The organism is Roseateles paludis, from assembly GCF_039872745.1.
Lineage (GTDB): Bacteria > Pseudomonadota > Gammaproteobacteria > Burkholderiales > Burkholderiaceae_C > Pelomonas > Pelomonas paludis.
Window position 1 is genome coordinate 745543 of the sequence record NZ_JBDPZD010000001.1, and the last position, 23041, is coordinate 768583.

Annotated in this window: 27 protein-coding genes and 1 pseudogene; 14 read left to right on the forward strand and 14 right to left on the reverse strand. The window is 66.1% G+C overall.

Annotated elements, in window-relative coordinates:
• Nucleotides 1-7: 7 nt before the first annotated feature.
• The 5 genes from ABDJ85_RS03535 to ABDJ85_RS03555 form a co-directional block, all read right to left on the reverse strand.
• Nucleotides 8-259 carry an SRPBCC family protein gene (locus ABDJ85_RS03535; protein WP_347703352.1) on the reverse strand — a complete coding sequence of 84 codons (252 nt, stop codon included), beginning with the start codon at nucleotides 257-259 and terminating at the stop codon, nucleotides 8-10.
• A gap of 21 nt (nucleotides 260-280) precedes the next feature.
• Nucleotides 281-1435, reverse strand: a complete 1155-nt coding sequence (locus ABDJ85_RS03540) for a Gfo/Idh/MocA family protein (RefSeq protein WP_347703353.1) — start codon at nucleotides 1433-1435, stop codon at nucleotides 281-283.
• Entirely contained in the window at nucleotides 1432-1905 is a 474-nt protein-coding gene (locus tag ABDJ85_RS03545; RefSeq protein WP_347703354.1) for a cupin domain-containing protein, read from the reverse strand. The genes ABDJ85_RS03540 and ABDJ85_RS03545 overlap by 4 nt, the downstream gene beginning before the upstream one ends.
• Nucleotides 1906-2123: 218 nt before the next feature.
• Nucleotides 2124-2522, reverse strand: a complete 399-nt coding sequence (locus tag ABDJ85_RS03550; RefSeq protein WP_347703355.1) for a hypothetical protein — start codon at nucleotides 2520-2522, stop codon at nucleotides 2124-2126.
• A gap of 66 nt (nucleotides 2523-2588) precedes the next feature.
• Nucleotides 2589-2996: an SRPBCC domain-containing protein gene (locus tag ABDJ85_RS03555; protein WP_347703356.1), complete on the reverse strand. Its 408-nt coding sequence runs from the start codon at nucleotides 2994-2996 to the stop codon at nucleotides 2589-2591.
• A gap of 120 nt (nucleotides 2997-3116) precedes the next feature.
• Here ABDJ85_RS03555 and ABDJ85_RS03560 point away from each other — a divergent pair, with 120 nt between their 5' ends.
• Nucleotides 3117-3536, forward strand: a complete 420-nt coding sequence (locus tag ABDJ85_RS03560) for a hypothetical protein (protein ID WP_347703357.1) — start codon at nucleotides 3117-3119, stop codon at nucleotides 3534-3536.
• Between the two features lie 93 nt (nucleotides 3537-3629).
• The gene (gene tssD, locus ABDJ85_RS03565; protein ID WP_347703358.1) at nucleotides 3630-4196 is read left to right on the forward strand and encodes a type VI secretion system tube protein TssD; all 567 of its coding nucleotides are present in this window, start codon (nucleotides 3630-3632) and stop codon (nucleotides 4194-4196) included.
• 16 nt (nucleotides 4197-4212) lie between these two features.
• Here tssD and ABDJ85_RS03570 read toward each other — a convergent pair whose 3' ends face one another.
• The gene (locus tag ABDJ85_RS03570; RefSeq protein ID WP_347703359.1) at nucleotides 4213-5112 is read right to left on the reverse strand and encodes a LysR family transcriptional regulator; all 900 of its coding nucleotides are present in this window, start codon (nucleotides 5110-5112) and stop codon (nucleotides 4213-4215) included.
• 123 nt (nucleotides 5113-5235) lie between these two features.
• Here ABDJ85_RS03570 and ABDJ85_RS03575 point away from each other — a divergent pair, with 123 nt between their 5' ends.
• Both ABDJ85_RS03575 and ABDJ85_RS03580 read left to right on the forward strand, forming a co-directional pair.
• Entirely contained in the window at nucleotides 5236-5916 is a 681-nt protein-coding gene (locus ABDJ85_RS03575; RefSeq protein WP_347703360.1) for a DUF1330 domain-containing protein, read from the forward strand.
• A gap of 12 nt (nucleotides 5917-5928) precedes the next feature.
• The gene (locus tag ABDJ85_RS03580) at nucleotides 5929-6801 is read left to right on the forward strand and encodes a peroxiredoxin family protein (RefSeq protein WP_347703361.1); all 873 of its coding nucleotides are present in this window, start codon (nucleotides 5929-5931) and stop codon (nucleotides 6799-6801) included.
• A gap of 142 nt (nucleotides 6802-6943) precedes the next feature.
• Here the strand turns inward: ABDJ85_RS03580 and ABDJ85_RS03585 are convergent, their stop codons facing one another.
• Nucleotides 6944-7918 carry a DUF2806 domain-containing protein gene (locus tag ABDJ85_RS03585; RefSeq protein ID WP_347703362.1) on the reverse strand — a complete coding sequence of 325 codons (975 nt, stop codon included), beginning with the start codon at nucleotides 7916-7918 and terminating at the stop codon, nucleotides 6944-6946.
• A gap of 141 nt (nucleotides 7919-8059) precedes the next feature.
• Nucleotides 8060-9037: an AraC family transcriptional regulator gene (locus tag ABDJ85_RS03590; protein ID WP_347703363.1), complete on the reverse strand. Its 978-nt coding sequence runs from the start codon at nucleotides 9035-9037 to the stop codon at nucleotides 8060-8062.
• 97 nt (nucleotides 9038-9134) lie between these two features.
• Here ABDJ85_RS03590 and ABDJ85_RS03595 point away from each other — a divergent pair, with 97 nt between their 5' ends.
• Nucleotides 9135-9533, forward strand: coding sequence for an MAPEG family protein (locus ABDJ85_RS03595; RefSeq protein WP_347703364.1), 399 nt, complete (start codon nucleotides 9135-9137; stop codon nucleotides 9531-9533).
• 4 nt (nucleotides 9534-9537) lie between these two features.
• Here the strand turns inward: ABDJ85_RS03595 and ABDJ85_RS03600 are convergent, their stop codons facing one another.
• Together ABDJ85_RS03600 and ABDJ85_RS03605 are read right to left on the reverse strand one after the other, a co-directional pair.
• Nucleotides 9538-10338: a 3-keto-disaccharide hydrolase gene (locus ABDJ85_RS03600; protein WP_347703365.1), complete on the reverse strand. Its 801-nt coding sequence runs from the start codon at nucleotides 10336-10338 to the stop codon at nucleotides 9538-9540.
• 16 nt (nucleotides 10339-10354) lie between these two features.
• Nucleotides 10355-12124 (reverse strand): tannase/feruloyl esterase family alpha/beta hydrolase, encoded by a 1770-nt coding sequence (locus ABDJ85_RS03605; RefSeq protein WP_347703366.1) that lies wholly within the window; start codon nucleotides 12122-12124, stop codon nucleotides 10355-10357.
• 139 nt (nucleotides 12125-12263) lie between these two features.
• Here ABDJ85_RS03605 and ABDJ85_RS03610 point away from each other — a divergent pair, with 139 nt between their 5' ends.
• Together ABDJ85_RS03610 and ABDJ85_RS03615 are read left to right on the forward strand one after the other, a co-directional pair.
• Nucleotides 12264-12662, forward strand: a complete 399-nt coding sequence (locus ABDJ85_RS03610) for an SRPBCC family protein (protein ID WP_347703367.1) — start codon at nucleotides 12264-12266, stop codon at nucleotides 12660-12662.
• A 67-nt stretch (nucleotides 12663-12729) separates the two neighbouring features.
• Nucleotides 12730-13155: a GNAT family N-acetyltransferase gene (locus ABDJ85_RS03615; protein WP_347703368.1), complete on the forward strand. Its 426-nt coding sequence runs from the start codon at nucleotides 12730-12732 to the stop codon at nucleotides 13153-13155.
• Nucleotides 13156-13252: 97 nt separating this feature from the next.
• On the opposite strand, the gene ABDJ85_RS03620 is transcribed toward ABDJ85_RS03615, so the two are convergent.
• Entirely contained in the window at nucleotides 13253-13534 is a 282-nt protein-coding gene (locus tag ABDJ85_RS03620; protein WP_347703369.1) for a hypothetical protein, read from the reverse strand.
• A gap of 237 nt (nucleotides 13535-13771) precedes the next feature.
• Between ABDJ85_RS03620 and ABDJ85_RS03625 the strand changes: the two genes are divergently transcribed.
• From ABDJ85_RS03625 to ABDJ85_RS03635, 3 genes and pseudogenes are all read left to right on the forward strand, one after another.
• The gene (locus ABDJ85_RS03625; RefSeq protein ID WP_347703370.1) at nucleotides 13772-17224 is read left to right on the forward strand and encodes a hypothetical protein; all 3453 of its coding nucleotides are present in this window, start codon (nucleotides 13772-13774) and stop codon (nucleotides 17222-17224) included.
• Between the two features lie 55 nt (nucleotides 17225-17279).
• Nucleotides 17280-17858: an ORF6N domain-containing protein gene (locus ABDJ85_RS03630; protein ID WP_347703822.1), complete on the forward strand. Its 579-nt coding sequence runs from the start codon at nucleotides 17280-17282 to the stop codon at nucleotides 17856-17858.
• Nucleotides 17859-17893: 35 nt separating this feature from the next.
• A pseudogene (locus ABDJ85_RS03635) lies at nucleotides 17894-18073 on the forward strand (toxin-antitoxin system HicB family antitoxin); the annotation flags it as partial.
• An 85-nt stretch (nucleotides 18074-18158) separates the two neighbouring features.
• On the opposite strand, the gene ABDJ85_RS03640 reads toward ABDJ85_RS03635, so the two are convergent.
• Nucleotides 18159-19565, reverse strand: coding sequence for a M12 family metallo-peptidase (locus ABDJ85_RS03640; protein ID WP_347703371.1), 1407 nt, complete (start codon nucleotides 19563-19565; stop codon nucleotides 18159-18161).
• A gap of 499 nt (nucleotides 19566-20064) precedes the next feature.
• On the reverse strand, nucleotides 20065-20277 hold the full coding sequence (locus ABDJ85_RS03645; RefSeq protein ID WP_347703372.1) for a hypothetical protein: 213 nt from the start codon (nucleotides 20275-20277) through the stop codon (nucleotides 20065-20067).
• 1102 nt (nucleotides 20278-21379) lie between these two features.
• Here ABDJ85_RS03645 and ABDJ85_RS03650 point away from each other — a divergent pair.
• Both ABDJ85_RS03650 and ABDJ85_RS03655 read left to right on the forward strand, forming a co-directional pair.
• On the forward strand, nucleotides 21380-21805 hold the full coding sequence (locus ABDJ85_RS03650; protein ID WP_347703373.1) for a putative toxin-antitoxin system toxin component, PIN family: 426 nt from the start codon (nucleotides 21380-21382) through the stop codon (nucleotides 21803-21805).
• Complete coding sequence (locus ABDJ85_RS03655) at nucleotides 21798-22049, forward strand: pilus assembly protein HicB (protein WP_347703374.1); 252 nt, start codon at nucleotides 21798-21800, stop codon at nucleotides 22047-22049. The genes ABDJ85_RS03650 and ABDJ85_RS03655 overlap by 8 nt, the downstream gene beginning before the upstream one ends.
• A 262-nt stretch (nucleotides 22050-22311) precedes the next feature.
• On the opposite strand, the gene ABDJ85_RS03660 is transcribed toward ABDJ85_RS03655, so the two are convergent.
• Nucleotides 22312-22452 (reverse strand): hypothetical protein, encoded by a 141-nt coding sequence (locus tag ABDJ85_RS03660; RefSeq protein WP_347703375.1) that lies wholly within the window; start codon nucleotides 22450-22452, stop codon nucleotides 22312-22314.
• On the opposite strand from ABDJ85_RS03660, the gene ABDJ85_RS03665 reads away from it, so the two are divergent.
• Together ABDJ85_RS03665 and ABDJ85_RS03670 are read left to right on the forward strand one after the other, a co-directional pair.
• Nucleotides 22451-22750 (forward strand): HigA family addiction module antitoxin, encoded by a 300-nt coding sequence (locus ABDJ85_RS03665; protein ID WP_347703376.1) that lies wholly within the window; start codon nucleotides 22451-22453, stop codon nucleotides 22748-22750. The two genes, ABDJ85_RS03660 and ABDJ85_RS03665, sit on opposite strands and share 2 nt — an antisense overlap.
• On the forward strand, nucleotides 22729-23004 hold the full coding sequence (locus ABDJ85_RS03670) for a hypothetical protein (RefSeq protein WP_347703377.1): 276 nt from the start codon (nucleotides 22729-22731) through the stop codon (nucleotides 23002-23004). Before ABDJ85_RS03665 ends, ABDJ85_RS03670 begins: the two co-directional genes overlap by 22 nt.
• Nucleotides 23005-23041 lie beyond the last annotated feature (37 nt).

Genomic DNA, 23041 nt, shown 5'->3' on the forward strand with positions numbered 1-23041 from the left:
AGGAACGTCAGCGCAGTGCCTCCCCCGCCTGACGACCTAGGGCCCATGACACCCCCAGATTGCGACTGCATGGGACGCAGGCGGTTTCCACGCACCTCACAAAGCTGTCCAGGATGGACGGCCAGCCCGCGCGCTGCTGCTCTTCGGAGTGCGTGGGCTCGCTCTCGAAGGTTTCGCGCACGGTCACGCCCTCGGAGCCTACGCTGAACTCGACCCGCAACTCGCAGTCGCCAAGCTGGGCCGCGATCAACCGGTGCATCTCCACCGCCGTTGGCGGTGCTCAGAGCAAGGGCCTCGTGGCGTTCTTCTGGGCTTTGAGGACCAGCTCCGCCGCCAGCAGCGCCTGGTCCTGGCTTTGTGCCGTCTCGGTGCGGTTGACGATGTCGGCGACAAACTGGCGCCCGAAGGGCAAGTCGATCTGGCTGCAGTCGAAGTAGCGGGCTTCCTTGCGGTCAACGATCAGCAGGTGATTGGCGCCCTTGCGGCCCGTAGGGTCGATGTATTTGCGCAGCTCGATATAGCCTTCTGTCCCGAGGATGAAGAGGCGCCCGTCGCCCCACGTTCCTAAGCCGTCTGGCGTGTACCAGTCGACCCGCACGTAGCCGGTGCCGCCATTGCCGGCCAGGATCATGTCGCCGAAGTCTTCGAACTCGGGATGCGCCGCGTGGGCCAGATTGCCCACTTGGGAGGCGACCACCTTGGCCTTGCTGGAGTTTGTGTAGAACAGGAACTGGTCGGCCTGGTGCGAGCCGATGTCGCACAAGATGCCGCCATGCCGGCGCCGCTCGAAGAACCAGGCCGGGCGTACCGGCGCATTGACGCGGTGCGGCGCCAGATTGACGGTCTGCACCACCTTGCCGATGGCACCCGCCCGCACCAGCTCACCCGCCTTGACCGCCGATGGCACCTCCAGGCGTTCGGAATACATGATCGCGAACTTGCGCTTGGTTTCGCGCACCGCCTTGCGCACGGCGGCCAGCTGGGTCAGCGTGGTGATGGCCGGTTTGTCGCTCAGGTAATCCTTGTCGGCCTTCATGACGCGAATGCCGAGCGGGGCGCGCTGGTCAGGGATGGGCGCGGCCAGCACCAGCGCAATGCTCCGGTCCTGCAGGATCGCGTCTTCGCTGGCGGCTTCGGGGACGTTCCCGAACTGCGCGCGGAAGTCGGCCAGCTGCTTGTCCTTCAGGCCTTCGGTATTGGTCGACAACACCGACACCAGCGTGCCGCCACCGCGCAGCACCGCGGCCGTCATGCTCATGATGTGATAGTGGTCCAGCCCGATCACCGCGAAGCGGAGGCTGGGCTGCGGCCCTGATGCGGCGGGGGTATCCGGGGCCAGCACCTGGTGCGAGATGTTCTCTGCCGCGCCGGCGAACTGAGCGGCCCCGGCCAAGCCGGCAAGTTGCAGGAAGCTCCTGCGGTCGAACGGGTTCATGGGGCCCTGCTCGCCTTCTCGGCCTGCTCCAGCCGCCGGGTTTCAGCCGACGACCAATTGACCACGTGATAGACCGCCGGCACCGAGCCGACATTGCGCAGCGCATGCATCGAATTGCTGGCATTGAAGACCACAGATCCGGGCGAGAGACGCTTCCACTCTCCGCCCGACAAGACCTCGACCGTGCCTTCGCGCAGGATCACCAGCTCCTCGTTCACGTGCTTGTGCGGCGCGTGCGAGGTCGTGCCCGGCTGCAGCGTCGTGATGTGCAGCTCCAGCTCTTCGAGCGTGGCCGTGGGGGCCCTGACGACCTGGCGGTATTCGCCCACGTCGGTCTTGCGGACCGGGATCTCGCTCCAGTCGATGGCCAGGGGCCCCAGGACCGCCTTGTCCGCATGAGCGAGGGAAACGACGGCACAGGTCAGGCTGGCTGACAACAAGGCGATCAGCAGGTCGCGACGGCTCACCATAGGGTCTCCAAGACGAGGTGGGTGGATGACACGGGCGGCTACATCAGCCGCCTGGGTCACGCTACCAGCAAGTGGTGAGGGTGGATATGGAGCGCATCGAGGGGGTCAAGGTAGCCGCCGTGCGTCCCGGCGGCCGCATTGGGGCCCGCTAACCCGTCCTATCGCCGAAGCGTTCACGCGCCCTCATTGCGCCGGTGGTGTTGTTGAGCGTGAAGACCTCAGCACTTGAGACTCGATGCCCCGTGCAAGCCGACGATGACGGCATCGACCGTCCATGCGGGCTGCCACTGCGGCATCGATAGTCCAACTTTCACGATTGCTGAGTGGTCACTGCCAAACACCCAGTAGGTGCAGACAGCACAGCTTGAACCCCGGTTTACGTAGCGGAATCCGATCGGAATGGCCATGCGCACGGCCCCGAGTTTTCGGGCGACGATCGGCGACTCATTGATCGCAGCGCGAGCGTCTCGATGGGCTTTCGAGAGCGAGACCCAGGCCAACATCACCGCCAGGAGTGCCGCCACCACCAGCGCGAAGACCACCCGGCCCGTACGCAGCCGACCGACGCGGAGCTTCTCTTGCAGAGACTTGGAAAGTAGGGAGGACGCCGCAGGCATGGAGGCGAATTCTGGCTTCGACTGCGGTTTGCCGAATGGGTTGGGACTCAGCCAAAGCGCTGAGCTTCAGCCCCGCCCCTCCACGTACCTCACAAAGCTGTCCAGAATCGCCTGCCACCCGGCGCGCTGCTGCTCCTCGGAGTGCGTGGGCTCGCCGTCAAAGGTCTCGCGCACCGTCACGCCCTCGGGCCCCTCGCTAAACTCCACGCGCAGTTCGCGGTCACCGAGCTGGGACACGATCAGCCGGTGCGGCTCCACGGCCGAGTAGGTGCCCGCAAAGTCGAAGCCGAAGCTGCCGTCCTTGGCCTCCATGCGCGACGAGAACTGGCCGCCCACGCGCAGGTCCACGCTGGCGGCGGTGGTGTGCCAGTCGGGAGACGCGGTGTTCCACACCTTGATGGCCTCGGGGTCGCTCCAGGCCGCCCAGACGGCTGAGAGCGGGGCGCGGACGAGGGCTTGGACGGTGATCTTCATCAAGTGCCTTTCGAAGTGGTGTCTCTCAACGTGCGACGGGGCTCAGGATCGACAGGATTGTGGGGGTGCAGCTTCTCTGCTCAGATTCCGTCAATCAAAGATTCCATCGAGGAGCCCCGCATGCAAAAGCCGCCCACCTGGTTCGTCGTCGTCGCCGTTCTGGCCTTGCTCTGGAACGCCTTTGGACTGATGGCCGTGTTGATGGATGCCCTGGCCACGCCCGAGCAACTGGCCGCGCTGCCGGCTGACCAGCAGACCTTGCGACAGGCCCGGCCGCTCTGGTCGGTGGCAGCAAGCTTTGTGGCGGTGGTGGGCGGCACGCTCGGCTGTCTGGCCCTGCTGCTGCGCAAGCGCTGGGCGGTGCCGGTGTTGGTGGCGTCGTTCGTCGGCGTGGTGCTGCAGGACATCGGCCTCGTCATGCAGGCCGGCACCTCGGCAATTCCCCAGGCCGCGTTCATCCTGCAGGGCTTGGTGTTGGTGATTGCGGTGGCGCTGGTGGACCTGGCGCGGCGCGCGGTGGCGAAGGGGTGGTTGGGCTAGCAACGCGCCTGCGCTTTGACTCGTGGGGGTATCGCCCTGGCCGCGCTGCGGCTAGCCTGCGCAGCTTCCCGCAACAGCCCTAGGGAGACCCTCATGCGACTCCTCCGCCTTCTCTCCGTATCGGCCCTGGCTCTGGCCAGCGTCGCCTTCGTCCTGCCCGCGCAGGCCGAGCCCAACGCCTACCTGTTTCTCAAGGGCTCCAAGGGCGACATCAAAGGCGACTCCCGGGTCAAAGGCCGCGAGGACGCCATCGTCGTCATCGCTGCCAGCCACGAGCTCAACTCGCCGCGCGACGCGGCATCGGGCCTGCCCTCGGGCAAGCGCCAGCACCGGCCCTTCGTCATCACCAAGGAGCTGGACCGCAGCACCCCGCTGCTGCGCCATGCCCTGGTGACCAACGAGACCCTGCCCAGCGCCACAATCGACTTCTACCGCCCCACCCCGCGCGGTGGTCTGGCAGTGGAGGAAAAGTACCTGACCATCAAGCTCACCAATGCCAGCATTGCCACCATCCGGCAGGTGATGCTCAACAACAAGAACCCCGAGCTCGTCCGCTATGCGCAGAACGAGGAGGTCAGCTTCACCTACCAAAAGATCGAGTGGATCTGGGTGGACGGGGGCGTCACGGCCAGTGACGACTGGCAGGCCCCGATCAACTGATCGAACAGCTGATCGATCACCCGACGCGCTTCACCGCCGCCTTCAGCAGGTCCAGCACCGCATCGCTGCGGGCATTCGCGGTGTGCCCCGGCGGCAGCAGGCCGTGCACGGCCAGTGGCGCCAGGCTCCAGCCGGGCAATACGCGCTCCAGGCTGCCTTCCGCCACCGCCCTGCGCGCCTCGCCCGCCGGGCGCAGGCCAATGCCCAGGCCCGCATACACGGCGTCGGCCTGGGCCCGCACGTCAGAGCACGCAAAGCGGCCCGCCACCGGCGCCTCCAAAAAACGGCCACGCGGCCCCACCAGCGGCCAGTGCGTCTGCGGCCGGCCCTGCAGGGCCAGCACGCATTCGTGGCCGGCCAGGTCCGCCGGGGTGGCGGGGCGCTCGCGCCCCTCAAAGTAGGCCGGCGCCGCCACGGGCACAAAGCGCACTGAGCCTAACGGGCGGCTCAGGCAGGAGGAATCCGGCAGGTCGCCAATGCGCACGGCCACGTCGATGCGCTCGGCCACCAGGTCGGGTTCGCTGTCACTGACCAGCAGCTGGATCGCCAGCTGCGGGTGCTGCTGCAGCAGGCCGACCAGGTCCTGCACAAAGCCGAACTGCGTGGTGGTGGTGCGCACCGCCACGCGCATGCTGCCCTCGACCACGGTGACCGACTGGCGCAGCGACTGCTCGGCCTCGGCCGCGCTGCGCAGCAGCTGCTCGGCATGCGCCAGAAAGAGCCGGCCCTCGTGCGTGGTGGCCACGCGCCGCGTGGTGCGCACCAGCAGCTGCACCCCCAGCCGCGCCTCCAGGCGCGCTACGAGACGGCTCACCACATTGGTCTCGCGCCCCAGCACCAGGCCAGCGGCCGTGAAGCCGCCCGAGTGCACCACCTGCACGAAGACGCGCAGCTCATCCAGGCTGTCCAGCTTCAAGGTCATTGCCTCCTAAATTGCGACAAAGTCTCTCACGATTGACGCTTTTTCTGCGGTGAATGCCTCCCTAGCATGCCGGCCATTCGGCGCTCGCCCCGGGTGCTGTCCACGCCAGGAATCGTCATGCTCTCCCCTTCACGCTTCACCCTCACCATGCTCGTCTCGCTGCAGCCCGGCGGCGGCGCAGCGCTCGCCGCCTTCCGCCAGGCCTCAGGCCCGCTGCTGGCGCGGCACGACGTGCGCATCGAGCGCGTCATCCGCATCCACGGCAAGGGCCAGATCGTGGGCTCGAATGACTTCGAGCAGCCCGACCTCATCCAGCAAATCTCCCTGCCCTCGGCCGAGGCCTTCAAGGCCTATGTGGCCGACCCCGAGTACCAGGCCCTGGCCCCGGCACGCGATGCCGGCATCCGCCGCATGACGGCCTGCGCCGGCCCCGCGCTCGACGTGAGCGCCATCGCCACGCCCGGGCAGGGCGAGGTGGCCGCGCGGCTCTACGGCGTGGGCTTGGTGCGCTTCAAGCCCGCTGGCGAAGCGGGCCTCGACGCCTTCAACCGCCAAGCCCAGCCGCTCTTTGCGCGCCACGGCATGCACGTCGAATCCATGCAGCACGTGGTGCAGGTGATGACGCCGGTGGGAAACCCCGAGGGCCTCGCCCCGCAGCGCGTGGTCGTCTTCTTCCTGGACGACGCAGCCCGCCTGCCCGCCTACGCCGCCGACCCCGAGTACCGCCACCTCGCCCCGCTGCGCGACGACGGCCTGGTGCGCTACGACTTCTTCCTAGGCACCGTCCCTCAAGCCTGAAGGAGCGCAGGAATGAACTACCGCAACCTGCTCCGCAACACCGTCTTCATGGCCTACTTCAATGCCATCACGGTGGCTGCTGTTGTCGCCGGCTGGCGCCTGCTGCAGGGCGCACCTGTCCTCGGTTGGCTGGGCGTGCTGCTCACCACCGCGCCGCTGGTGGCCTACGTCAGCTACGCGCTGCTCACACTGCGCGTGGCACGCACCTCGCAGCGCCTGCCGCTCATCGGCGCCCAGGCCGTGCTGGGCGTAGCGCTGGCCGCCTACGGCGCGCTGGCGTCACCCGAGGGCTGGCTGCCGTTGGCGCTGGCCGGGGCCTTCCTGCTCGGCTTCATCTGGTACGCCTACAGCTTTGCCGGCTTCCTGGGCGCACGGCCCAGCCCGCGCCTCGCGCCGGGCCAGCGCCTGCCCGACTTTGTGCTGCGTGACGCGCAAGGCCAAGCCGTCACCTCGGCGCATTTGTTCAAGCAGCCCCTGGTGCTGATCTTCTATCGCGGCAACTGGTGCCCTTTCTGCATGGCCCAGGTCAAGGAGCTGGCCCAGCGCTACCGCGACATCGAAGCCCTCGGCGCCGGCATCGCCTTCATCTCGCCCCAGCCGCAAGCCAAAAGCGCCGCACTCTCACAGCGCTTCGAGATCCCGGCGCGCTTCCTGGTGGACGAGGGCAACACCCTCGCCCGCCAGCTCGGCATCGACTCGGCCTGGGGCATCCCCACCGGCCTGCAGGCCCTGGGCTACGCCAGCGACACCGTGATGCCCACGGTCGTCATCACCGCCCCCGGTGGCCGCATCCTGTGGGCTGACGAGACCGACAACTACCGGGTGCGGCCTGAGCCGGGCACCTACCTTGAGGTGCTGAGGCGGGAGGCGTTGGTGGCGGCGTAGGTGGGGCTATTTGGTTCGCGCGAGCTGGCTCTGAGGCTCGCACCGCGATGGGCGACATCGCTGACGCAACGCCGTCATTCCACGTGACTGTGAGCAAGGGCGGCTCGACGGAGATGCCGGGCAGCTGGCGTCGAGATCGGCGTCACAGGTCTTGCTCGAACACAACGACAGACAGCCCCTCGCCTTGTGGAACATCCGTTCCGCGCTTCACGCTCAGACCACGTTGCCGTAGTGCCGCCGCGAGTGCGGCTAGGTATTCGGGCGTTTCAGCTTGGCCGTTCAGCCGTTGCAACTCTGTACCAGCTCGCGTGAACAACAGTGCTGGCAACCGTAGAGCTGCCATTGATGCGCCGGAGAGTTCGATCATGACGCCGTTGTTGAAAAGCACAACTGGTCGAGCACTTCCGTCAGGCGCTCGGGGTGACTGCGAGAAGTCCTTATGGATATGGTCGCCATCCATCAAAAGCCCAGCATCTCGGAGCGAAAGAATGTCGGTGTAGGTAAGTCCGAACGGCTTGAGCGACTCGTTTAGATCGCCTGTCGGAACTGCGATCCATCCGTCCGACATCGCAATCGCACAAGCCTTACGGAATAGTTCTGCCTCCCATTTGGATAGCCGTCGTAGGGTGTCAAGAGTCCGCGTGCTGTAGGTGCCTGGTGCAGTCACCTCTCCAGCCAGAACTTTTCCCCACAGCAGTTGCATGTCTGACTCACAGACGTTCTCGGCCTCTTGGAAGAACTTGCGCCGCCAATCGGCGTTGACGGGCTGTGAAGACACTGCTGGTGGTAGCGCCTCTGACGCGAAGTCAGCAATTGACTCGACGTTTAGCTGGCCTTCGACTTCCCGTGCTAATAGCCTGTTGCGTGCACGTTCGGCTAGTTGCGGGTGATCCTTGAGAGCCTGCTGCACTCGATCAAGCGCCGACGAAAACTCAAGCGCCTTCGATTCCAGCGCGGACTCGGTGTCTGCCCTGGCTAGTGCCTTCTTCGCGTATGCCTGCGCATCCGCTTCATCGCGAATCGCTTTGGGGCGATAGACGGTTCCAACGGCGGAGGAAACGACTTCGACGAGCTTCGTGAGTGGCTGGCTAAGACCGGCCAAGTCTTTGATTTCCACTTCTACTCTCCCGAGATGCCTACACCTTTAGCGAACGAGCCCGGCTGTCATGGCCGTGCGGCCGTACGCTGACGATCACCATATCACCGGCGTCCGCTACAGCCGGAGCCTCCAAGGCTCGCCCTTCCGCCTCGCCGCTACCTACCCCACCACCCCCCGCTGCTGCGCCCGCCACGCCCCCGGCGCCACGCCCACGCGGGCTTTGAAGCTGCGGCTGAAGGCGGGCAGGTTTTCGTAGCCGACGCGCTGGGCGGTTTCGCCGAGGCTGAGGCCGTCGTCGGCGAGCAGGCGGCAGGCGAGGTTCATGCGCCACTCGGTGGCGTACTGCATCACGCTGCAGCCCATCAGCTCGCGGAAGCGCGCCGCAAAGCGTGAGGGCGAGAGCGCGGCAGCGGCGGCCAGGCGCGGCACGCTCAAGGGGGCGTGGGGCTTGGCGTGCAGCAGGCGCAGCGCGGGGCCGAGCCGCGTGTCTGAGAGGCCGGCCAGCCAGCCCGTGCCGCCGGGGCGCTGTTGCTGCAGGTGCAGAAGCTCGGCGCACAGCAGCTCCAGCAAGCGTGTAGCGCGGAAGCGCGCGCCTTCGCCCTCGTCCAGGCACTGTGCCAGGCGCGCCAGCACGTAGCTGAGTTGCTGCACCTCGGCGCCTTGCGCATGCAGCAGCGGCGGCAGGCTGCCGAGCAAGGGGTTGAGCGGCGTGGCGCGGGCGATGAAGGCGCCGCACAGCAGGCCGGTGGAGCCTGGTGTGCCGAGCGGCACCTTGGCCGGGCCCTGGCCGGCCAGTACGTCTTGCAAGGGCACGCCGCGCAGGCGCGCAAGCGGCGTGCTGCCGCTGGCATCGCGCCCCAGCCGGTGCGGCTCGCCGGCGGGCACCACCACCACTTCGCCGGGTGCGGCCGTCACCACCTCGCCGGTGCTGCGCTGCAGCTCAAAGCTGCCGGACCGGGCGCAGTGGAAGACCATCACCCGCGCCTGTGCCGGGGCGCCCAGCCAGCGGCGCAGTGCGTCTTCGCTAGGCACATCCACGGCCCAGGGCGCCGGGTAGCAGCAGCTCAGCAGCACGGTGCCGCTGAGGCGCAGGTCGGCCAGCGCGTCGTCAAAGGGGTCAGGGGCTGGGGGATTCAATTCAGTCGAATCAGCAAATGATTCAGCATATTAAAGCATTCAAACAACTGCATGAGCTGCCCAGAATTGCGGCCATTCCTTCACTCCCGGCGCTGCCATGAACCTGTCCGCAGAACTCCGCTTCCTGACCCTGACCGCTCTTTTCACCGGCGTGCTCTGGGTGCCCATCATCCTGAACCGCCTGGGCGAGATGGGCCTGTGGAAGGCGCTCAAGAACCCCGAGCCCGACGTGCGCCCGCATGCCGCCTGGGCGTGGCGCCTGGCCAATGCGCACCGCAATGCGATCGAGAACCTGGTGGTGTTTGCGCCGCTGGCCCTGGCCGTGCACGTGCTGGGCAAGGGCGATGCCGCCACGGCGCTGGGGGCGCAGGTCTTCTTCGCCAGCCGCGTGGCGCATGCCTTGATCTACACGGCCGGTGTGCCGCTGCTGCGCACCATTGCCTTTGTGGTGGGCTTTGGCGTGCAGGTGCAGTTCGCGCTCAGGCTGCTGGGCTGAGGCTCTACTGCATCTCGTCCGCAGTGAGCGGGCGGATGCGGATGTTGCGGTAGAAGATTTCTGTGGACTCCGCCAGCAGCGCCAGCTTGCCGCTCACCAGGGGCACCCAGGCCTTGGAGGTGGCGTCCCAGCGCTTCAGGTCGTGGGCGCGCAGGCTCACAAAGCCGTTGACGATGTGGGTGGCGCGGTCGCCCTTGACGATCAGCTCCAGCGTATTCCACGCCTCGGGCAGCTCGCTCAAGGCGCCGTGGCGCACGCGGCCATAGTCGCCCGGCGCGCCTACCGTTGTGGGCACGCCGCCGGCGGTGGCCGGGGCGTAGCGGCCGGTCTCGGGCAGCACGCTGCTGGTGGCGCGGGTGGAGAGGGTCCAGAGGTCGCCCGTGTCGCCGTCCTCGATCTGGAACTCAAGCCCCAAGGGCCAGCTCAGCGGCTCGCCGCCATGTGCGTGGTACAGCAGCCCGGCATCGCGGCCCTCGACCACGCGGGGCTGGAACTTCTTGGCGCCCCATTTGTATTCCAGGCTCAGCCGGTAGTTGCTGTGCTCGGCCTCGGTCTGGATGAAGGCCTGCGCCTGTCGGCTGCCGGCCTTGTCTTTGGCGTAGACGTGGATCACGCCGTTCTCGACCGTGAAGAGCGAGGCGGGCGAGCGCTTGTCGATGGGCTTTTGTGACCAGTGCGCGGTCCAGCCCGAGAGGTCCTTGCCGTTGAACAGGGGCGTCCAGCCCGGGGGCGTGGGCTGGGCCAGCGCTGACCCCGCCGTGAGCGCGAGTGCCGCCAGCAGGGCGATCCAGCGAGGTGTGTTCATGGTGTGCACTCGGCGCTCAAGGCTTGCAGGCAAAGCTCTCGCTGCGCTCCGGGTCGCCCTTGCCCACATAGCGCGCCACCAGGGGGTGCGGGCAGAGCGGGCGGGTGCGGCCGGGCCAGGGGCTGCGGCTGCCTGCGCGGGCCTCGATGCGGTCGGGCGCCTGGCCTTGCTCGACCCAGCGCACCACGGCGGCCAGCGCGTCGTATTCGTCGGTAGCCGGCCCGCCGCCGCAGTGGGCCATGCCCGGCACGGGGAAGACGCGCACAAACTCGGCCGCGCGGCCCTTGGCCAGCACATTGGCTTCATCAAACCAGGCGATGGTGTCGGCCAGCGAGAACACGGGGTCCGACTCGCCATGCGGCACGATCAGCTTGCCGCCGCGCCGCTGGAAGGCGCTCAGGTTGGGGTCGCGCATGCCCACGTCCTGCCAGGCCGAGCGGGTGAAGGGCGCCACCACCGCGTGGACGGCCGGCGCATCGCGCTCGAAGTCGAAGGCCATCGCGTAGTCCAGCCCGGCTTGCGGCCCGGGCGGCAGGGCGACGGGCGGCGACGAGAAGGCGGACGCCATCGCGCGGCTGCCCAGCAGCACATTGAGGGCCGGCGGCATGCCGCCTTCACCGCCGATCTTCCAGATGCGCCAGCCGCCATCGTCGATGCCCGAGGGCCAGAACCACGTGCTGTAGAGCGCCTGGCCTGCCTTGTTGCGCGGGCCTTGCAGTACGGCTTCCAGGGCCTGGATCTGCGCGGGGCTCAGGCAGTCAGCACCGGACCCACCGCTGGGGCAAGTGCGCGGCACCAGGCGCGCGCGCACCTTGGCCGGCGTGCAGCGGCGTGTGTCGCCCACGATGCCGTCGGCCAGGCCGTCGTCGGCGTCGCAGGCCTCCAGGATGGCGGCGCGCACGGCCTTGAGCTGCGGGCCGGTAAAGGCTGTGGACAGCTTGCCCAGCTCGACGCGGCCGGTGGCCGGGTCTGCCACCAGGCGGCCAAACTGCTGCGTGTCCCACATCTCGGCCAGCGCGGCCTTGGGCAGGGCAAAGCCCGGCGCAGCGGCCACGATGCCGTCAAACACCTCGGGGTAGCGCTGCGCAAAGGCCATGCCCTCTTGCCCGCCCTTGGAGCAGCCGCTGAAGTAGCGGTGCTTGGCCGCGCGGCCGTAAAAGCGCTCCACCCAGGCCAGCCCAGCCTCCGCCGTGGGCTTGAGCGAGGCGTGGCCGTAGTCGGCGCGGGCCTGCGGGTCAAAGCCAAACACCAGCTCCTGGTTGCGCTGCGGGTCGTTGTTGCGGGCGTTGTCGTGGCCGCTGTCCTGCGCCAGCACGGCATAGCCTTGGTCCAGGCCCGAGCCGCTCAAAGCATCGCCCACCACGCCGTTGGAACCCCCACCGCCCTGGAAGAGAAAACGCCCGTTCCAGGCCAGCGGCAGGCGCAGCCGCAGGTGGATGGCATAGCGCTGCCCATCAGCACCGGTGCGCTCGGCACTGCTGGCCAGCACTTCGCAATGCGCGGGCAGCTTGCGCGTCTGCGGCGGGCCGCCAAAGCCGGGCACGGTATGCGGCGTGCCCTCGGGGCGCCACTGGGCGTCGGTCACCTCCAGACCAGGCAGGCCAGCGGCCGCATAGCGCGCCTCGCGCAGCGCGGCACAACGGGCGGGGGCGTCGGCGGCATCCAGTGTTGAACCAGCGGGTGCCGCGGGCTCAGCAGCCAGCGTGGCGCCGCCAAGCGGCAACAGGGCCAGCAGGCTGCAAGCTAGGGCAGTGCGGGTCCGGCAAAGGGCGTGCAACACGGGCATGGCAGAGGTGCTCCAGCGAAGGGGAGCCAGAGTGTGGCAGCAACAGCCCGGGGCGATGAACAGGTCCGTTTCCGTCCAGCGCTGCGGCCGGCGGCCGGCGATAGTGGGCGCTCAATTCATCCACGCAAGACCCAGCCCCATGGCCTATTTCGAGCACGAGATCCGCATCCGCACCACGCCCGACGCAGCCTGGGACGCCCTGCGCGACGTGAGCCAACTGCACACCCGCCTGGTGGTGGGCTTTGTGGTGGCCTGCGAGTGGGATGGCCAGACGCGGCACCTACGCTTTGCCAACGGCCTCAGCGCGGCCGAGCGCATCGTGGCCGTGAGCGAGGCGCATCGGCGCGTGTCCTGGTCCGCCCTGAGCGAGCGCTTGGCCCACCACAACGCCTCGGCCCAGGTGCTTGCGGATGATGAGCCCGGAGCCTGCCGCGTGCGCTGGTGTGTGGACCTGCTCCCCGACGCCGTCGCCCCTGCCATCGAGACCATGGTGCTGGCCGGCCTGCAGGCCATGCGGCAAACGCTGGAAGGCGTTTGAGCCGCTGGCGGAGCGTGCGTCGGCTATCGTGCAGCGCATCTCAGCGCCACACGCCGGAGTCGCCCCTTTGGAGATCAAGATCGCCGTCAGCGATGCTGACATCGCCGCCTGCTTTGCCGTGCTGTCGCAGCTGCGCCCGCACCTGCCGCAGGCCGACTTCCTCGCCACCATCCGCCGCCTGGAGGCGACGACGGGCTTTCGGCTTGCGTCCGTGACGGACGATGGCCGCGTGCGTGCCGTGGCCGGCATTCGCGCCGCCGAGTGGCTGTATGCCGGCAAGTACCTGGAAATCGAAGACCTGGTCACCGCCGAGGCAGACCGCTCGCGGGGCTATGGCGGCCAGCTTTTTGATTGGCTGGTGCAGCACGCCCGGGCCCAGGGCTGCCGGCAATTGCGCCTGGTGTCAGGCGTGGCCCGCGAAGCGGCGCACCGTTTTTATGGGCGCAAGGGCATGCGCTTTGAGGCCAAGTACTTCTCCATGGACCTTGGCTGAAGCCTGAGCACAAAAAAAAGAGCCCGGCAGTGCCGGGCTCGTGAATGATCCGAGATGAGGGGACTCGAACCAGAGGACTCCTAGTGATGCTTACCGCTCAGCTGCGCGGTTCGCCGGCGCTGCTGGCGCGGGCCACTTGCGGGGCCGCGGCGCTGCTGCTGCCGGTGACGACGACGGTGGGCAGGCGCGTGTAGCTGACGATCTGGCCGTCGGGCATGTGGCGGCCCAGGATCTCCACCGGCTCCAGCTGCACGATCTCGCTGGCGGGCGCGGTCACCTCATGGCCATATCCGGCCAGGCCGAGCGAGGCTGCGATGGCGGCCAGCGCAATCATGGCAACAGCGGCAAAGGAGGCGGGGCTGGGGGCTGAGGTGTTCATGGTGGTGGTCCTTTTGATGCGTGATGTCTGTGTGTCGATGGCGCCAGTGTTCCGTGGCGGGCCGGGCGGCGCGAGGCGCTTGCGACGAAGCGCCAAAACCCGGGGGTGAATGGACGGATATGGCGCGCGAACCCGCTGCGGCCTCCCGGAAAGACCCGCTCCCGTGCGTCATGGGCCCCACGCATACTTGCCCCATGGGCGGCCACCTGCACGGCCGCACAACAGGGAGCACAGCGCATGACCACGCCACGCACGGCCGACGTTCAGCTCGGCGGCATCACGGACCTGAATCTCATCGCCGACGTGAAGCTAGGCTTCGTCGACGCCTTCGAGACCATCACCTACCTGGACCGCCTGCGCCGCGTGCTCAAGACGCTCAACGGCCTGCGGCTCAGCTCGCGCGAGTCGTCCCTCACGGCGGCGGGCTTCACCGATGTGGTCAGCCGCTGGCGCATCGTCCACTCCTTCCGCTGGTCCATCGTCGACCCGGCTGACCCCACCGACCCACGCAGCAAAGCGCGGCTCATGCTGTCCGTCAACTTCGACGGCGGCTGGGAGCCCTATATGCGCGTCATCTGGGACCAGCTCGGCTCCACGCTCGACCTGATGCTCTGCCACGTCGAGGGCTACCAGCTCTCCAACCGCTGCAGCTTTGAAAGCTACTCGGCCTGGGTGCGCGCGCACGAGGTCTCGGCCGACTTCCTCTTCATGGAATCCAGCCGCAGCGTGGCCGACACCGAATACCTGAAGGCCTACGAGGCAAGCCAGCGCGGCAAACCCGACGCCCTCACCGCCGCGCGCGTGCACAGCCTGCTGCAGGGCGAGACCAAGCCCTTGCCGGCCGACCCGCGGGCCCGCATGGCCATGGCGCTCAAGGGGCTGCCCGGGCTCTCGGCCCTCTTCGCGCTGCAGCGCTACTTTGGCCAAGGCGCGCTTGACGGCTACTGCCTGCTGCGCGCCACGCAGGACGTCTTCTTTGAGATGAAGCTGCTGGACACGCGCCAGCTCTTCCCGCAAGAGCCGCTCTCGCCCGTGCGGGCGCAGTACGCGCAGATGCTGGCTTGGTTCGAGAGCGAGATCCCGCCCGTCCCCAGCCCGCAGCGCGAGCTGCACTTTGCCGGGCACGACATCCAGGCCGGCATCCTCTCGCCCGTGCGGGCGCGCACCGGCGCCCTGGTGCTGCTGCGCGTGGCCCAGCCCAGCACCGCGCTGGCCTTCCTGTCGGCCCTGCCTCTGCCCTGGGAGGGCAGCCACACGCCCGAGAACGGCCTGTGGACGCAGGTCGCCCTCAGCCTCTCCGGCCTGCGCGCGCTTGGCATCCCCGAGACGCGGTTGCAGCGCCTGCCCACTGCTTTTAAAGAAGGCATGGCCGCCCGCGCCGGCCTGATTGGTGACCTGCGCCACAACCACCCGCGCAACTGGCGCTGGCCGCGCCGGGCTGACGGGGCCGGCCCCATCGAGCCCAGCGCCGCCCATGTGCTCATCCAGCTGCGCTGCGCCGACGCCGCCGGCGCCGCCCACCTCGACGCCGCCATCGCCGCCCTCAGCGGCCCCGCCACGGGCCTGGCGCTGATGGCCGTTGAGCCCCTACGCACCAACCCCGCCCGCAAGGAGAACTTTGGCTACGCCGACGGCATCAGCCAGCCCGCCGCGCACACGGTGCCGGGCGAATCGGCGTGGTCCGACCAGGTCCCGCGTGGCGAGCTGCTGCTGGGCTACCCCACGCTGCGCGACAAGCAATACCCCGTCCCCGAGAAGGCCGACGCCTTGCTCGACAACGGCAGCTTCCTCGTCGTGCGCAAGCTGCGCCAGTGGACCGGCCGCCTGGCCCGCCAGGTCGAGAACGAAGCCGCCCGCCTGGGCCTGGACCCCGAGCTCGTCTACGCCAAGCTCATGGGCCGCGACCGCGCAGGCAAGCCCCTGGTGGAGCCCGGCCACTCCAGCAACGACTTCAACTACCGCCAGGACGCCAACGGCGCCCAGTGCCCCATCCACGCCCACATCCGCCGCAGCAACCCGCGCCAGTTCAGCGGGCCCACGGGCCTCACCAACACCATGCCCCGCATCCTGCGCCGCGGCATGAGCTACGGCGCCGCGCCCACCGTGCCGGCCGATGACGCCGAGCGCGGCCTCATGTTCATGGCCTACAGCGCCCACCTGGCCGAGCAGTTCGAGGTCATCCAGCGCTGGGTGGCCGGCGCCAATGCCAGCGGCGGCTATGCTGACCAGCCCGACCCCCTGCTCGCCGTCGTCGACCCCGACGCCCGGCCCAACCGGCTCTACACCTTCGAGCACGAAGGCAACGCCTACGCCATGGACCTGGGCCCTGCGCCCTTTGTGAGCCTGGAGTGGGGCGGCTACTTCTTTGTGCCCTCGCTCCCCGCGCTGCGCAACCTGCCCGCCCTGGCCGAGCTGCCCCTGCCCGTGGCGCCGCCCGCGCCCACACCGCCCAGCGCCCCGGCCCTGGACGATGCCGCCGCCTGGCAGCTGTGGCTGGAGGACCAGAACTCCCGCGACATCGCCTGGGCCTGGGTGCGCGGCCAACCCGGCGGCGTGGTGCGCACCGCGTACGGCGTGCTCGTGGGCAGCCCCGAGGGCGTCTGCCAGGTGCTGCGCAACAGCCCCGACCGCTACTCCGTCAAAGGCTATGGCACCCGCATGGTCGCGTCCCTCGGCCCCGGCTACCTGGGCATGGACGACGACAACGGCCACGCCGAGCAAGCCCCCGCCGTCAACGCCGCCATCGAGCAGATCCGCGAAGACCAGGCCTACGCCGAGACCTACGCCCTCGCCACGGCGTGGTTCGCCCGCCAGCGCGCCGCCGGCCAGATGCTCGCCGCCGCCACCGGCACCCCGCAAACCCAGCTCGACCTGGAGCGCCTCTCGCTCGACGTGCTGGCGGGCCTGTGCACCGCCTGGTTTGGCCAGCCCGACGGCCAGCACCTCTGGGGCACCGAGTACCGGCCACCGGCTGAATCGCCGCGCCCCCGCTGCCCGGCCGACCTGCTGCCCGTCTCACGCTACGTGTTCAGCCCCAAGCCCTCCGTCCGCGTCGAGCAAGCCGGCCAGCGCGCCGGCCAGGCCTATCTCAAGGCCGTCGAGGCCTGGCTCGCCACCAGCAAGCCCGCCGAGGGCACCCTGGGCCGCGCCATCGTCGACGCCGCTGCGGCCGTGCCCGGCGCCACGCCCTACTCCGTGGCCGCCACCTACGCCGGCATCATGCTCGGCTTCCCGCCCACGGTGCACGCCAACATGCTCACCGTGCTGGGCGCCTGGGTCGCCAAGAACAAGCTCTGGGAGATCCAGCAACAGTGGCTGGAGGCGCCCGCCCCCCGCCACTACGCCCACGCCGTGGCCCGCCTGCGCCCGGCCATGCTGCTCACGCTCAACCAGCGCCCCACGCCCTTCCAGGTCTACCGCCTCGCCCGCGCCGACCACCGCCTCGGCACCGTGGACGTGAAGGCCGGCGACACCGTCATCGCCGCCCTCGGCTCCGCCACCCAGGCCAACCCCGCCCTCCACCACGTCGCCTTTGGCGGCGACCGGGTGGACCCGCAAGGCGCCCCGCCGCATGCCTGCCCGGGGTATGGGATGGGCATGGGCGTGATGCTGGGCGTGGCAGCGGCGCTGCTGGAGGCAGGGACGCTCAAACCGACGGGGTCGCCGGTGAGTTTGTATTTGGACGTTTGAGCGCGAGTAAAGCACTCCGATGAGCACGAAGCCCCACGCCACGTCCGATGCAGCTGTGCTTTTGCCGCGCATCGAGAGCCGCATCCTGCGCCTGCGCGACCAGAAGGTGATCATCGACGCCGACTTGGCCGCGCTATACGGCGTGCCAACCCGCCGACTGAACGAGCAAGTCAAGCGCAACCGCGACCGCTTCCCTGCTGACTTCATGTTCCAGCTCTCAGCCGCCGAGAAGGCTGAGGTGGTCGCAAATTGCGACCACCTTGCCAAACTGAAGTTCTCCAAGTCGCTGCCGTTCGCCTTCAGCGAGCACGGTGCCATCCAGGCGGCCAATGTGCTGGCATCGCCTCAGGCGGTAGAGATGGGCATCTACGTGGTGCGCGCTTTCGTCCGCTTGCGGGAGCTGGCTGGTATCCACGCCGACTTGGCCAATCGGCTGGCAGAGTTGGAAAGCAAGACCGACGGCTTGGCCGAGAGGACTGAGGGGCTCGCACTGGACCACGACACCTTCAGGCGCAACACTCGCAACCAACTCAAGCAACTCATCGAGGCAGTCAATCAGCTCATGGCACCGCCGGACCCGCCCAAGCGACCGATCGGGTTTGTCACGCCTGAGGGCGAGAAGGGCAAGGGATGAGGGCCAGCGTGCGGCTTGAGAGCGAGAAAGTAGCCATGCAGAACGACGGCACCTTCGGCTACCGAGTCATCTGGTCAGACGAGGACGGAGAGCATGTCGGCTTATGTGCCGAGTTCCCGTCCTTGTCGTGGCTCGCCCAGACGCCGGAGGCTGCTTTGGCTGGCATACGGGCTGTTGTGGCGGATGTGGTTGCGGAGATGCAGGCGAGCGGCGAGGTGCCGCACTTAATATTTAAGACCTGACCCCGAATTCCCTGACCCCGAATTCCCGTCCCCGAATCCCGGTGTGACCCAGTATTCGCTAGTCGAGAATATGCATAATCAATTGCAGCAGCCTGACGCGCCACGCCGAAGCCAGTTTTGTCGCGCGAAATGTTGTGATCCGATACGAATTCTCAGAAATTACTCTCACCATATTGGCAGAGGTCGAATTTCCAAGTATTGGCCAGCCAACCTCGGGGATCGGAGTGGAAAATTTATCTACATTTCCATCGCCAACCGTATCAGGCTTTCCCGATGAATCCAAAAGACAGTTGGCCAAATTTGGAAATTTGAGTCCGGCTGCCATAATGGTCCCTGAGCAATATGCTTTCCCAGGATAAAGAGTTGACGGATCTCGAAAGTAGTACCCGTGCCCCCACGAAAAGGGGTCATTGCTCGAGTCATATTCAATTGGATGATGACCCCCTAAAATGTGCCCCAACTCATGAGCCAAATTCTTAGACAAAAATAGACAATTTGCCTTCAGTAGGATATGACTATCCTCTGCTGATGCATACACCCTCGCAATCCCACAACCATCATTACCATACATGCCTATTGTTACAACCAGATCCGCATTCGCTGCATCCCGCTCTTGCATTTGATCAATCGAATATCCACGACTATGGGCGAACCCAATTGATGAATAGTCAAGCGCCTGAGTCGAGATGCCTCCCACCCTTTGAATGCGAAGTGAAGTATTGCTATTGGCAAAAATATTGTTTACGTCGAATACGACTTGATCAATGCGCGTTTGTAACGCCCCACCAAAATAGCTGGCTGCCTGGGGGGTAACGGCGAATAGAAGATTAGCTGTATATATTGACTGATTCGCAGCAGCTACATTTGCCGAAGGTTCCGAAGGGCCTAAATTTATTGATTGGCCGTCAGCCCTATTCTTTGAATTGCCCTTTGAGCGTTCCTGGATTTCCTTCCAATCCTTTGGATGTTGAGGGACTGTTCCAGTATTGACTTGGACTATTACTGCCACTCCATCCTTCAAGAAATCAACCTCATACCTCACGCCTTTCCACACTAACCAACCCAAAACTGGGGCGGAGCGTGATTGTTTCGACGGGCGCGAGAAAAATTCAGCAATGTCGCGAGCCTTGCCGTCAACCACTTCGGTCGTCGACGCACCCTTCCATAGCAGCGTTTCGTCAGAACTGCGCTGTTTTGAAATCGCTCGATAGGTTGCTGCTTCTCCGTTGGGCAGATTTACCGAAATTTCGTCATAATTCAGCGCTTGCGCGTTTAGCGTCGATACGCTTGCGGAAACGACGTGAGATTGTGAGCGAATCGTCTCCACACGTTTTTGTTCTTCGGCGCTAAATGAATTGCGTCTCTGCTCAGTTGACAGCGCTCCACCAATCAAATTCTCGGCAGCTGGAGATGGTTTTAGGGCACACAAAAGACACGCCGCGATGACAAAAGCAATACGAGTCATTGTTGTCTCTGGTCAGCTTGCCTTAATTGGTTGGGCCAATATAGATAGGCGCGGGAGCACTTGAATAGGTCGGTAGCGTTGAGCAGGCCCCCGTTCCATCATAATAAAATTGAAGGAGTGTATTGTTACGCTTCGCTTGGAGGAGCATCGCAGTCCACATTGCGCAGGTAGCGGTCGGCACACCCTTATACACAATATTCAAGTTGCACACATTGGTATAGTCGCCCCTACCGCTATGTAGGATATTTACAGTGCCATCGGAATACACGAGCACTGAAAGTGTTTGGGCATTACACTGAAATGCTGCATTTGCACTTCCAACAGCGAGCGCCAGTATTGACGCAAAGGCTTTCAACACAAGGGATTTACGAGTATATTTCATGGGGTTTCATCGTTTGAATAGCGCCGCATTCGGCTAGATGCAGGTTACCAGCGGCAGTCAAGAAGTGCAACGCCTCCCCATTTCGAAAATTAGGGGGTTTCTGCGCACCAAGGCCATTCAGTTCTTCCGCCAGAGGCTCGGCAGGAAGCGGTAGTAGAGCAAGTGGCGCCACGTCGCCCAATCGTGGGCCGCGTGGCCGCCGGCGTAGTACTCGTGGTTGACGCCGTGGGCTTTGAGCGCGGCGACCAGTGCGGCGACGCGGGCGTTGAAGTTGCCGCGCTCCTCCAGCGTGCCCTGACCGACGAAGAGGTAGTCGACCTTTTTGTTCACGTCGGGGTCGTTGAGGAATGTGGCGAGGGACTTTTCGGGTTCGGTGTCGCCAGCGCTGAGCACCCCGAAGTTGGCGAAGAGATCGAGGGAATTGAAGCCCGCAAAGATGGTGAGAAATCGGGGTCACCCATTAGCCGCCCCCGTCAAGTGGCAAACACACGCCCCTGCACCGCAAGAGCGCACCTGATCTTCCTTCAAGACTGCATTCCCCGTCGCCGGACTCACCGCGCACTTGGTTCTCGAATATTGGTTGCGCCGCAGCGCACCAGTCACCCATCAGGATCAAGGCCTCGGGCTCGGCGTTGTGATGCGCTTTGCCCTTGACCCCTGGCGGCTTGCGCCGCCCCAGAAAACCCTCTGTTCCCCAGCCCGTCCAATCCTCGCGAGCTGCGGCATATGACGCGTGCTCGCACAAGTCTTCTGGCTGCGAGTCTGCCAATGACGCGTGGTCACCCGGCACGACACGCTCCAAACCCATCTGGCTCAGGCTGCGGGCGCTGCGAACTTCTTCAACGTGGGCGGGATCGACGCGGGCCGGCATTCAAGTCTCTTGGTTGTGAACCACCCCCGATTCGGCCTGACCCGCGTCGTCCCATTGATCACTTGACAAGACCGCCGCATAACTTCCCCGATGCAAGACCGCTGCAGAGCTTCGCCGGTGCGCGCCGCAGCTGGGGGTCGGGAAGCTCAATCCGGCGGGAACGCCGGAGAACTTGTATTTCAACGAGTGCGCATGGCCGCGCTCCTGTGCGCCATCTAGAGCCGCGAGGAGATCGGGGTCAAGTCTTAAATATTAAGTCCCCCCAAATCCTTTCCCGTCAGTCGTGGACAGCCAGCAAGTTGGCTTTTGCGCTGAGTTTCCCGGTGCGCACGCAATCCAGTGGCGGAGGTGGTCGCAAACTGCGACCGCCTTGCCAAGCTGAGGTTCTCCAAGTCGCTGGCTTGCGCATTCAGCGAACACTGCGCTGTCCTGGCGGACGATCTGTTGGCCTTGCCCAAGCGACGGCTCGGCTTTGTCACGGATGCGGACGCGTAGGGCAAGGGCCGCAGGCGAGAGTGGCTCACGTTGCAATGACATCTCCCGTGATGTCAGAATTGCGCCATGCGCTGGGTTCTTGATACCGATGTGATCGTCGCCGCCATGCGCAGTCCGGCGGGTGCCTCGGCAGCGCTCTTGCTGGCTGCGCTGGACGGGCGCGTGCAACTGGTGGCCAACGTTGCGCTGGTTCTTGAATACGAGGCCGTTTGTTTGCGCCCGCAGCATCTTGAGGAGGCGGGCTTGTCGGTGGCGCAAGCGCAAGCCTTCTTGGACGCTGTGGCTGCCCTGATGGAGCCGGTGCATTCGCACTTCATCTGGCGGCCTCAGCTGAGGGACGCGGCTGATGAAATGGTGCTGGAGGCCGCAGTCAACGGTCAGGCCAACAGCATCGTCAGCTTTAACCACCGCGACTTTGCCGACGCGCCTGCCCGCTTCGGGCTGGACCTTCTACTTCCCCGCGACGCTCTCAGGAGGATTCGTCATGACTGATACCTCGACCTACCCCTTGCGCCTGCCCCGCTCGGTCAAGGCTGCCGCCGAGCAATTGGCCCGCGACGAAGGCATCAGCCTCAACCAACTGGTGGCCACGGCCGTGGCCGAGAAGCTGGCCGTGATGCGCACCGCCGCCTTCTTTGCCGAACGCCGCGAGCGGGCCGATCCAGCGGCGCTGCGCGCGCTGCTCACCCGTCAGGGCGGCGTGCCGCCGCGTGAGGGGGATGAGATTGCGGAGTGAACCGTGGGTTGTCTGGGGGCGGCGTATGCCGCCGGGGGTCAAGGGCAAGCAAGTGCCTGCCCTGCTTGCCGCGACAAGCGGCGGGATGAGAAGTCGGGGTCAAGTCTTAAATATTTAGTCCCGACCCAAGACCGCTGCAGAGCTTCGCCGATGCGTGCCGCTGTTGGGGGGCGGGAAACTCAATCCGGCAGGGCCGCCGGGGAACTTGCATTGCAGCGTGTGCGCATGGCCGCGCTCCAATGCGCCATCCGGAGCCGCATCGTCACTTGACCGCGCGCGGCGTTGGCGGCTTGAGGTCACCGCTTGTGACCTCAAACAGCAATGGCGCGTCTGCTTCGTCTGGACGGCAGAAGGCGCCACCGATGTCGAGATCGTCGACGACCACTGAAGGAATGAACACCATGCGCACCCTTGCACCCGCATCGCCCGGCGAGATGCTTGAAGAGGAATTCCTCAAGCCCCTGGGCCTGACGAAGTACCGCTTGGCCAAGGACATCGGCGTGCCTGCCCAGCGCGTCGGCGAAATCGTCGCCGGCCGGCGCGCCATCACGGCCGACACGGACCTGCGGCTGTGCCGCTACTTTGGCCTGAGCGACGGCTGGTGGCTGCGCGGCCAGGCGGCGTATGACACAGCGGTTGCAAGGGACGCGCTTCAGGAGGAGCTGGCGCGGATTCCGAGGTGTTCGTTGCTGGCGGCTTGAGGGTGGGGCAGATGGGTCCGGCGTCTGACTCCGACCGCTATGCCTACGCCGTCGCTTGGTCGGAAGAAGACGGCGAGTACGTCGGGCGATGTGGCGAGTTTCCGTCGCTGTCTTGGTTGGACAAGACGCCCGAGACTGCGCTTGCAGGCATTCGCGCCCTTGTGGCCGATGTCGTCGCAGATCTGCAGGCCAGTGGTGAGTCCATTCCTGGCGCAAAGCAAGTGCTGTTCAAGTTTGCGCGGACTGACTATTGATGACTTGACCCCGAATTGAAGATTGAGGCTGACGGCC

Excerpts from the sequence above, each read along its gene's own strand:
- ABDJ85_RS03535 (WP_347703352.1), bottom strand. The coding sequence starts at position 259 with ATGCACCGGTTGATCGCGGCCCAGCTTGGCGACTGCGAGTTGCGGGTC.
- ABDJ85_RS03540 (WP_347703353.1), bottom strand. The coding sequence starts at position 1,435 with ATGAACCCGTTCGACCGCAGGAGCTTCCTGCAACTTGCCGGCTTGGCC.
- ABDJ85_RS03545 (WP_347703354.1), bottom strand. The coding sequence starts at position 1,905 with ATGGTGAGCCGTCGCGACCTGCTGATCGCCTTGTTGTCAGCCAGCCTG.
- ABDJ85_RS03550 (WP_347703355.1), bottom strand. The coding sequence starts at position 2,522 with ATGCCTGCGGCGTCCTCCCTACTTTCCAAGTCTCTGCAAGAGAAGCTC.
- ABDJ85_RS03555 (WP_347703356.1), bottom strand. The coding sequence starts at position 2,996 with ATGAAGATCACCGTCCAAGCCCTCGTCCGCGCCCCGCTCTCAGCCGTC.
- ABDJ85_RS03560 (WP_347703357.1), top strand. The coding sequence starts at position 3,117 with ATGCAAAAGCCGCCCACCTGGTTCGTCGTCGTCGCCGTTCTGGCCTTG.
- tssD (WP_347703358.1), top strand. The coding sequence starts at position 3,630 with ATGCGACTCCTCCGCCTTCTCTCCGTATCGGCCCTGGCTCTGGCCAGC.
- ABDJ85_RS03575 (WP_347703360.1), top strand. The coding sequence starts at position 5,236 with ATGCTCTCCCCTTCACGCTTCACCCTCACCATGCTCGTCTCGCTGCAG.
- ABDJ85_RS03580 (WP_347703361.1), top strand. The coding sequence starts at position 5,929 with ATGAACTACCGCAACCTGCTCCGCAACACCGTCTTCATGGCCTACTTC.
- ABDJ85_RS03595 (WP_347703364.1), top strand. The coding sequence starts at position 9,135 with ATGAACCTGTCCGCAGAACTCCGCTTCCTGACCCTGACCGCTCTTTTC.
- ABDJ85_RS03600 (WP_347703365.1), bottom strand. The coding sequence starts at position 10,338 with ATGAACACACCTCGCTGGATCGCCCTGCTGGCGGCACTCGCGCTCACG.
- ABDJ85_RS03605 (WP_347703366.1), bottom strand. The coding sequence starts at position 12,124 with ATGCCCGTGTTGCACGCCCTTTGCCGGACCCGCACTGCCCTAGCTTGC.
- ABDJ85_RS03610 (WP_347703367.1), top strand. The coding sequence starts at position 12,264 with ATGGCCTATTTCGAGCACGAGATCCGCATCCGCACCACGCCCGACGCA.
- ABDJ85_RS03620 (WP_347703369.1), bottom strand. The coding sequence starts at position 13,534 with ATGAACACCTCAGCCCCCAGCCCCGCCTCCTTTGCCGCTGTTGCCATG.
- ABDJ85_RS03625 (WP_347703370.1), top strand. The coding sequence starts at position 13,772 with ATGACCACGCCACGCACGGCCGACGTTCAGCTCGGCGGCATCACGGAC.
- ABDJ85_RS03640 (WP_347703371.1), bottom strand. The coding sequence starts at position 19,565 with ATGACTCGTATTGCTTTTGTCATCGCGGCGTGTCTTTTGTGTGCCCTA.
- ABDJ85_RS03650 (WP_347703373.1), top strand. The coding sequence starts at position 21,380 with ATGCGCTGGGTTCTTGATACCGATGTGATCGTCGCCGCCATGCGCAGT.
- ABDJ85_RS03655 (WP_347703374.1), top strand. The coding sequence starts at position 21,798 with ATGACTGATACCTCGACCTACCCCTTGCGCCTGCCCCGCTCGGTCAAG.
- ABDJ85_RS03665 (WP_347703376.1), top strand. The coding sequence starts at position 22,451 with ATGCGCACCCTTGCACCCGCATCGCCCGGCGAGATGCTTGAAGAGGAA.
- ABDJ85_RS03660 (WP_347703375.1), bottom strand. The coding sequence starts at position 22,452 with ATGGTGTTCATTCCTTCAGTGGTCGTCGACGATCTCGACATCGGTGGC.